Genomic DNA, 8,298 nt, shown 5'->3' on the forward strand with positions numbered 1-8,298 from the left:
GCCCTGCTGGCGCGGCTCGGCGAGCCGCGCCAGCAGGGCCGCGTGCACCGCGGCGGGCAGGAGGTCGGCGACGTCACCGCCGTGGCGGGCGACCTCCTTCACGAGCGAGGAGGACACGTGCTCGAAGCGCGGGTCACCCACGAGGAACACGGTCTCGACGTCGGCCAGGTGCCGGTTCATCAGCGCCATGGGCAGCTCGTAGGCGTAGTCGGTGCCACCGCGCAGCCCCTTCACGACGGCCGCCGCGCCCGTCCGGCGCACGTGGTCGACGAGCAGGCCGTCGGGGACCTCCTCCACCACGACCCGCGCGGCGCGCGGGTCGTCGGTCGCGGCGAGCGCCCGGCGCACGAGCGCGACGCGCTCGGCGCTCGTGAACAGGCTCCGCTTCGCGGGGTTCGTCGCGACCCCGACGTGCACCTCGTCGAAGAGGTCCGCGGCCCGCAGGACGACGTCGAGGTGGCCCAGGGTGACCGGGTCGAAGCTGCCCGGGCACACGCAGCGGCGGGCGGTCGGGGGCACGGCAGGGAACCTAGCAGCGGCGCTCACGCCTCCGGCCCGCTCGGGTGGGCCGTCCACAGGGTCGTCTCGCCGTAGGTCCGGCGCCGCCCCGGCACCAGGCCCGGCGGCCAGCGCGGTTCCCCGCTGCGGGTCGAGCGCTCGACGACCACCGTGGCCGCGGGGGCCAGGACGGCGGGCAGCGCGGCGAGGACGGCGCCGAGGTCCGCGTCGTCCACGGCGTACGGCGGGTCCACCAGCACGAGGTCCCAGCCGTCCTCGACGACCGCGCCCGGCCCGGCGACGAAGCGCTCGACGCGGTCGGTGACCACGCTGACGCCGGGCAGGGCGAGCGTGCGCGCGTTCGCGCTCGCCGTGGCGGCGGCGCTGCGGGCGGCCTCGACCAGCACGACCCGCTGCGCGCCGCGGCTCGCGGCCTCCAGCCCGAGCGCGCCCGACCCCGCGTAGAGGTCGAGCACGCGCGCGCCCGCGACGGCACCGGCCGCGTCGAGGGCGGAGAACAGGGCCTCGCGCACGCGGTCGCTCGTGGGGCGCGTGGTGTCCCCCGGCGGGACCTTCAGCCGCCGCCCGCCCGCCGCGCCGGCCACGATCCGGGTCACGACAGCTTCCGCGCCCGGTGCGCGGCGTACCACCAGCCGAGCGCGACGGCGACGGCCGAGGCCAGGACCTGGCCCTGCACCAGCAGCGGGGGGGCGCCGCGCGAGAGCACCGCCAGCAGCACGGGGACGGTCACGAGGACGGCGAGGTCGGGGCCGGTGGACACGGCTGCGATGGCCCCCGGCGGCAGCGAGCCCATGGCCGTGGCCACGGACGGGCGGGACAGGTCCGGGTCGGGGCGCAGCGCCCCGCGCAGCGCGGCGGCGGCCCAGCCGGGCCCCGCGAACGCGCCTAGCAGGGCCCACGCCCACCACGCCGTGCCCGTGGTCTCGCCGTGCACGAGCCCCGACGTCGTCGCGGCCAGCGGCACGGCGATCGCGCCCCACAGCGCCATGAGCGCGGCGACGGGCACCAGCCGCAGCAGCGGCAGCCGCGTCTGGCTGACCGGCAGCGCGCGGGCGGCGGCCGGGACGAGCGCCATGCTGCGGGCGGGCTCGGACAGCGTCGTGGCGGCCCAGTAGCCGGCGAGCCACAGCAGCAGCGCGAGCACGCCGCGCGGGGCGCCGGTGCCGGCCGCCACGACGAGCGGCACGAGCGCGAAGGCCGCCGCGGTGAGGAAGCGGCGCGGCTGGCGGCGCAGCAGCAGCCAGTCCGCGGACCAGACGGCGGTCGCGGGCCCGCTCGCCCACGGCACCCGGCTGGCCCCGCGGCGGCGGCGCCGGCGGCCCGTGGCGTCGGCCGCGAGGGCGCGGCCGAGCTCGCGGACGTCGGCTTGCAGGACCGACGACGTGAGCCGCCCCAGGCGCGCGGCCCCGCTGCGCAGCGACACGGCGCTGGTGTCGCCCACGTCGCGCCACGACGCGGCCCCCGCGGTCACCAGCGCGACGACCGCGAGCACGACGGCCACGACCGCGGGCACCACCAGCGCGGAGGGGGCCACCGCGTCGACCGCGAGCCCGACCAGCGCCGACGCGGCGAGCGCGACGACGACGGCGAGCGCGAGGGCGTCGAGGACCGCGCCCGTGCGGACCACGGCCCGGGTGCCCGCCCGCACGGCCGGCCGCGTGACGAGCGCGTAGCCGCCCAGCCCCAGGGCCGCGCCGAGCGCGGCCCCACCGCCGAGCGCGGACAGGAAGCCACCCGTGCCCAGGCCCGGGGACGCGCCGACGGCGATGGACCCCGCCCAGCCGCACACGACCGCGCCCACGACCGCGCTCACGACCGCGCGCTGCCGCAGCACGGGCCGCAGCAGGTCGCGGCGCTCGACGGGCAGCGGCGTCCACCACGCGGTCGGGGCGGTGCCGAGGCTCACGGGGCCGATCCGGCACAGCGCCCCGAGCAGGACGAGGACGGCCGCGACCGCGAGCCCGGCCGACGTCAGGACCCCCGAGGTGCGCGCGACGAGCCCGGGCCCGTCGCCCGTGGAGCTCAGCCCGGCCTGCAGCGCGCTGCGCAGCGAGCCCGAGGCGCCCAGCAGGAGCCCGCCGCCGATGCCGGTCTGCAGGACGGTCGTGTAGACGTCGTAGACGGTGGTGCGCAGGCCGCGCGCGGCCCGCGAGGGCGCGGCCTCGGAGACGAGGTCGGCGCGCGAGGGCAGCGGCTCCCCCGCGACCGGGCCGGGCAGCGGCCCGTCGCCGTCGAGGGCGTCGCCGTCCACCCGCTCCAGCGTCACGGGCCCGCCACCGGCTCGGTGACCAGGCGCGCGGCCTCCTCGGCGTCGACGACCCGGCAGACGTCGTCGTCGATGACGACGGCGCGGTCGGCGAGACCGCGCAGCAGGACGGTGTCGTGCGTGGCGAGCAGCATCGCGGTGCCGGCGTCGCGCTCGGCCTTGAGGCGCTCCAGCAGGGTGTCGCGGCCCGTCGGGTCCAGCCGCTGCTCGGGTTCGTCGAGCAGCAGCAGCGCGCGCGGGCGCACGAGCGCCGCCGCGAGCAGCAGCCGGCGGCGCTGCCCCGAGGACAGGGCCGTGGGCAGCTCGTCGGCGTGCTCCGCGAGGCGCTGCGCGGCGAGCTCGGCGTCGACGACGGCGACGACGTCGCGCACGCCGTGACCGCGGGCGACGAGCTCGAGGTGCTCGGCCACCGAGAGCTCGGCGAACCAGGCGTCCTCGTCGAAGACGCACGCGACCTGGCGGCGGAACTCCACCGTGCGCTCGTCGACGACCTCGCCGCGCAGGCGGACCTCGCCGCCCAGCGGCTCGAGGAGCCCGGCGACGGCGCGCAGCACGGTCGACTTGCCGGCGCCGTTCGCGCCCACGAGGCAGACGGCCTCGCCCGCGCCCACCGCCACCGTCACGGGCGCGCACACGGGGCTCTTCGTGTAGCCGACGGTGAGCGCGTCGAGCTCCAGCAGCGCGGGCCCGGACCGCCGGCGGGCGCGGGCCGCCCCCGCCTGCTTCGCCCCGGTCTGCTTCGGCGGGGACTGCTTCGCCCCGGTCTGCTTCGGCGGGGACTGCTTCGCCCCGGTCTGCTTCGGCGGGGTCTGCTTCGCCGCCGGCTGCTTCGGCTGCTTCTGGCTCACGCGCGCTCCAGGAATCTCTCGGTCTCGCCCGTGACACGGTCGGCGACGGCCGCCGCGAGCGCAGTGTGCCCCGCGAGGTGCGGGTCGTCGGCGACCAGGTGGGTCGCGTCGCGGCGGGCCTTGGCGATGACGTCGGCGTCGGCCAGGACGCCGAGCAGCCGCAGCGAGGACCGGCGACCGGACTGGGCGGCCCCCAGCACGTCGCCCTCCCGGCGCTGCTCGAGGTCGGTGCGGGCCAGCTCGAACCCGTCGGTGGTGTCGACGAGGGCCTGGATGCGCTGCCCCGCGGGGCTGCCGGGGCCGACCTCGGTCAGCAGCAGGCAGGTGCCCGGCAGCCCGCCGCGGCCGATCCGCCCGCGCAGCTGGTGCAGCTGGGAGATGCCGAAGCGGTCGGCGTCGACGACGACCATGGCGCTGGCGTTGGGCACGTCGACCCCGACCTCGACGACGGTCGTGGCGACGAGGACGTCGACCTCCCCCGCGGCGAAGCGACGCATGACGTCGTCCTTCTCGGCCGGGGCGAGCCGACCGTGCAGGACCTCGGTGCGCAGCCCCGCCGTCGCGGGGTGCGCGCGGACCGTCTCGACGACCTCGGACACCGCGGCCGCGGGGCGGCGCTTCTCCTTGCCGCCGGCGGGTTCCGGCGGGGGCTCGTCACCCCCGCCGTCGTCCTCGTGCACGCCCGCGGCGTCGCCCGCGTCGATGCGCGCGCACACGACGTAGGTCTGCCGGCCCAGCGCCGCCTCCTCGGCGACCCGCTGCCACACCCGGTCCACCCACGCGGGCTTGTCCAGGGGCACCGCGACCGTCGTGACGGGGGCCCGCCCGGGGGGCATGTCGCGCAGCACCGACGTCTCGAGGTCGCCGAAGACGGTCATGGCGACCGTGCGCGGGATCGGGGTCGCGGTCATCACGAGCAGGTGCGGGACGGCGGAGGCCTTGCCGCGCAGCGCGTCGCGCTGCTCGACGCCGAAGCGGTGCTGCTCGTCGACCACGACGAGGCCGAGCTCGGCGAACTGCACGTGCTCCTGCAGCAGCGCGTGGGTGCCCACGACGATGCCGGCCTCGCCGCCCGCCGCGGCCAGCAGGGCCTCGCGCCGCGCGGCCGCGCCCATCGAGCCCGTCAGCAGGACGACCCGGGTGGCCGGGCGGTCGCCGGCCAGCAGCCCGCCCACGGCCAGGTCGCCCAGCACGGCCGTGATGGAGCGCAGGTGCTGGGCCGCGAGGACCTCGGTGGGCGCGAGCAGCGCGGCCTGGCCGCCGGCGTCGACGACGGCGAGCATCGCGCGCAGGGCGACGAGCGTCTTGCCGGAACCCACGTCGCCCTGCAGGAGGCGCTGCATGGGGTGCTCGCGCGCGAGGTCGGCCGCGATCTCCTCGCCCACGGCGCGCTGCCCGTCGGTCAGCTCGAACGGCAGGCGCGCGTCGAACGCCGCGAGCAGCCCGCCCGGCCGCGGGGGCCGGGGCACGGCCCGCTCCCCCGCGACGCTCGCGCGGCGCTGGGCCAGCGCGGTCTGCAGGACGAACGCCTCCTCGTAGCGCATCCGGCGCTGCCCCGCGGCGATGTCGGCCTTGACCTGCGGGTCGTGCACGGCGCGCAGCGCGGCGAGCGGGCTCAGCAGGCCCTCGCGGCGCACGACGTCGGCGGGCAGCACGTCGGCGATCTCCGTCGTGGTGTCCAGCACGGTCCGGACGGCCTTGGCGATCTTCCAGCTGGGCGCCTTGCCCGTCGCCGGGTACAGCGGCGTGGGCCGGTCGGCCAGCTCGGCCGCGTCGGCGCCCGTGCCCAGCGGCTGGTAGTCCGGGCGGGCCAGCTGCAGCGCCCCGTTGAAGACCTCGACCTTGCCGGACACGAGCACGCGGCGGCCCACGACGAGTTCGGCGACGTGCCGGTTCAGCTGCCCCGGGTGGGCCGCGAAGAAGGTCAGCGCCACGACGTCGCGGCCGTCGCCGACCGTCGCCTGCAGCAGCGCCCCGCGGCGGTTGCGCATGGTCCGGGGGGCGGAGACGCTCGCGACCTCGGCCACGACCGTGACGGACTCCCCCGGCTGCAGGTCGCGCAGGGAGCTCAGCTGGCCGCGCTCGACGTAGCGCCGCGGCAGGTGCCACAGCAGGTCGCGGACCGTGGTGACCTCGAGCTCGGACTCCAGGAGCGCGGCGTCGCGCGGGGGCAGCCGGGTGGACAGCGGTGCGTCCAGCTCGTCCACCCCGGCAGGCTACTGCGCGTGCTGGCGGGGCTGCGGGACCTGCTCGTCGTGGGCGACGCGGTTGCGGCCACCCCGCTTGGCGGCGTACAGCGCGGCGTCGGCGCGCACCATGAGGTCGCGCGCCGCACCGGTCCCCGTGCGGGGGTCGTGCAGCGCGTAGCCGACGCTGACGGTGACCGACAGCACGCGGTGCGCGTCGGTGCCGTCCAGCGCGGGCGCCGGGACGAGGAGGCCCGCCACGGCCGTGCGGAACCGCTCGGCGACCCGCCCGACCGCGTCGGCGTCGACGTCGGTGAGGACCACCGCGAGCTCGTCGCCGCCGTAGCGCGAGACGACGTCCTGCTCGCGGCACGCGGCGCGCAGCTCGTCGGCCACGACGCGCAGGACGCCGTCGCCCACCCCGTGGCCGTGCACGTCGTTGACGCTCTTGAAGCGGTCCACGTCGGCCAGCAGGACGGCCACGCGGGTGCCGCGGGCGAGCTCGTCCAGCAGCACGCCGTCGAAGACGCGACGCGTCGCGAGGCCCGTGAGGACGTCCTGCTCGGCCTCGGCCCGCAGCTGCTCGACCATGACCTCCTGCCGGTCGCGCGCGGAGACGAGCATCCAGGTGATGAACCCGAAGGTGGCCACGAAGGGCGGGAGGTCGCGCAGGAGCTGGGTGACCCCGTCGACGGCCAGGAGCAGGGTCGCGTCGGCCGCGACGCACAGCGTCGTCACGATCCAGGCCGCGCCCCGGCGCAGGTGGTAGGCGGCGTACAGGGCGGGCCAGCCCAGGTACACCTGGGCCCCGAACGTCGTGTCGTGCGTGTAGACGTCCAGCACCAGGACCATCAGCGTCGCGCCCAGCGCGAGGGCCAGGGCGGCCCAGCTGGCCGCGCGGCGCGGCGCGATCGCGGGCAGCAGGCTCACGGCGGCCAGCAGGGCGGCGCACGAGACGGTGACGAGCCAGCCGCCCGCGCGCTCCCCGAGGCTCTCGGGCGAGACGACGGCGTTGAGGATCGTGTAGACGCTGCCGGCGAGCGCCAGGACGCCGAGGACGCGGGTGCCCGCGACCGGCTCGCGCGGCTGCCACCAGGCGGCGCGCGCGCGCGAGGGGGTCACCCGCGGGGTCGTCACCTTCCTCCATCGGCTCATCGGGAAGAACCTTGACACCTCGCGGGCCGCCCGCGCACCACCGGTTCGTCGGCACCGGTCGCGCTCGGCTATGGTTGCCGACGGTGTCCGGGCCTCCGGCGCCGCGCGCCGACCCCGTCCGGGGCCGTCGCCGACATCATCCGATCGACCCCAGGAGTTCCCGTGGCTGCCACTTGCGACGTCTGCGCCAAGGGACCTGGCTTCGGCAAGAGCGTCTCGCACTCGCACCGGCGGACCAACCGCATGTGGCTCCCGAACATCCAGCGGATCCGGGCCACCGTGAACGGTTCTCCGAAGCGCCTCAACGTGTGCACCTCCTGCCTGAAGGCAGGCAAGGTCACCCGCTGACCCCTTGAGCACCGCGTGACGCGGCGGGGCCGGACTCCTCTGGGGTCCGGCCCCGCCGCACGTCCGGGCGCCCTCGGCGTCAGCCGCCCGGGGCGAAGTGGTCCCACCCGACGCCCGGGCCCGCCCAGGCCGCGCCGTCGACGAGGACGCCGGGGCCCTCGCCCGGCGCCGCGGCCCGCACGCGGCCCACGGCCGTCACGCCCGCGGGCAGCGCGGCCGTCGCGGGGAAGCAGCCGAGCAGCGCGTGGTCCTCGCCACCGGTGAGGACGAAGCCGTCGGCCGTGGCCCGGCCCACGCCCGTGGCCGCGGCCAGCGCGTGCGCCCACCGGCCGAGCACGCCGTCGCGCAGGTCGAGGTCGAGCACGACACCGCTGGCCGCGGCGAGGCGCCCCGCGTCGCGCAGCAGGCCGTCGCTGACGTCCATCAGGGCGCCGGCCCCGGCCAGCGCCGCGGCCGGGCCCTGCTCCCACGGCGGCACGGGCCGCCGGTGGGCGGCCACGAGCTCGGGGGCGTCGGCCGCCGCGCCGCGCCGCAGCAGGTCGAGGCCGGCGGCGGAGCGTCCCAGCGTGCCCGCGACGGTGACGAGGTCGCCCGGACGCGCGCCCGAGCGCAGCAGGGGCGCGCGCCCCCCCAGGTCGCCCAGCGCCGTGACCGCGACCACGACCTCCGAGGCGCCCGAGAGGTCGCCGCCGACGACGTTCGTGCCGACGGCCCGGCAGGCCGCGCCGACGCCGGCCGCGAGATCGTCGACCCACGCGACGTCGAGGTCGCCGGGCAGGCCCAGCGCGACGAGCAGCCCCGTGCAGGTGGCGCCCATCGCGGCGACGTCGGCCACGTTCTGCATGACGGCCTTCCAGCCGACGTCGGCGCCCGTGGACCAGTCGCGGCGGAAGTCGCGGTGCTCGACGAGCACGTCGGCCGTGGCCACGACGCGGCCGTCGGGGGCCGCGAGCACCGCGGCGTCGTCGCCCGGGCC

8 protein-coding genes are annotated in these 8,298 nt (G+C 78.1%); 1 reads left to right on the top strand and 7 read right to left on the bottom strand.

Annotated elements, in window-relative coordinates; genetic code table 11:
* The 6 genes from coaD to GTR02_RS17425 form a co-directional block, all read right to left on the bottom strand.
* Positions 1 to 519 (bottom strand): pantetheine-phosphate adenylyltransferase (gene coaD / locus GTR02_RS17400; RefSeq protein ID WP_338073890.1); only part of this gene is annotated, 519 nt, incomplete at its 3' end.
* Positions 520 to 542: 23 nt separating this feature from the next.
* Entirely contained in the window at positions 543 to 1,115 is a 573-nt protein-coding gene (gene rsmD, locus GTR02_RS17405) for a 16S rRNA (guanine(966)-N(2))-methyltransferase RsmD (protein ID WP_166608750.1), read from the bottom strand.
* Positions 1,112 to 2,785, bottom strand: coding sequence for a DUF6297 family protein (locus tag GTR02_RS17410; protein ID WP_205709507.1), 1,674 nt, complete (start codon positions 2,783 to 2,785; stop codon positions 1,112 to 1,114). Before GTR02_RS17410 ends, rsmD begins: the two co-directional genes overlap by 4 nt.
* Positions 2,782 to 3,633 (bottom strand): ABC transporter ATP-binding protein, encoded by an 852-nt coding sequence (locus GTR02_RS17415; protein ID WP_338073891.1) that lies wholly within the window; start codon positions 3,631 to 3,633, stop codon positions 2,782 to 2,784. The genes GTR02_RS17410 and GTR02_RS17415 overlap by 4 nt, the downstream gene beginning before the upstream one ends.
* Positions 3,630 to 5,840, bottom strand: a complete 2,211-nt coding sequence (locus GTR02_RS17420; protein ID WP_166608752.1) for a DEAD/DEAH box helicase — start codon at positions 5,838 to 5,840, stop codon at positions 3,630 to 3,632. The genes GTR02_RS17415 and GTR02_RS17420 overlap by 4 nt, the downstream gene beginning before the upstream one ends.
* Before the next feature lie 9 nt (positions 5,841 to 5,849).
* Positions 5,850 to 6,974 (bottom strand): GGDEF domain-containing protein, encoded by a 1,125-nt coding sequence (locus GTR02_RS17425; protein ID WP_166608753.1) that lies wholly within the window; start codon positions 6,972 to 6,974, stop codon positions 5,850 to 5,852.
* A 162-nt stretch (positions 6,975 to 7,136) separates the two neighbouring features.
* Here GTR02_RS17425 and rpmB point away from each other — a divergent pair, with 162 nt between their 5' ends.
* Positions 7,137 to 7,322 carry a 50S ribosomal protein L28 gene (gene rpmB, locus GTR02_RS17430; RefSeq protein ID WP_012084282.1) on the top strand — a complete coding sequence of 62 codons (186 nt, stop codon included), beginning with the start codon at positions 7,137 to 7,139 and terminating at the stop codon, positions 7,320 to 7,322.
* 79 nt (positions 7,323 to 7,401) lie between these two features.
* Here the strand turns inward: rpmB and GTR02_RS17435 are convergent.
* The coding region (locus GTR02_RS17435; RefSeq protein WP_166608754.1) for a thiamine-phosphate kinase at positions 7,402 to 8,298 on the bottom strand (897 nt) is incomplete at its 5' end.

The organism is Kineococcus siccus (assembly GCF_009906795.1).
Lineage (GTDB): Bacteria > Actinomycetota > Actinomycetes > Actinomycetales > Kineococcaceae > Kineococcus > Kineococcus siccus.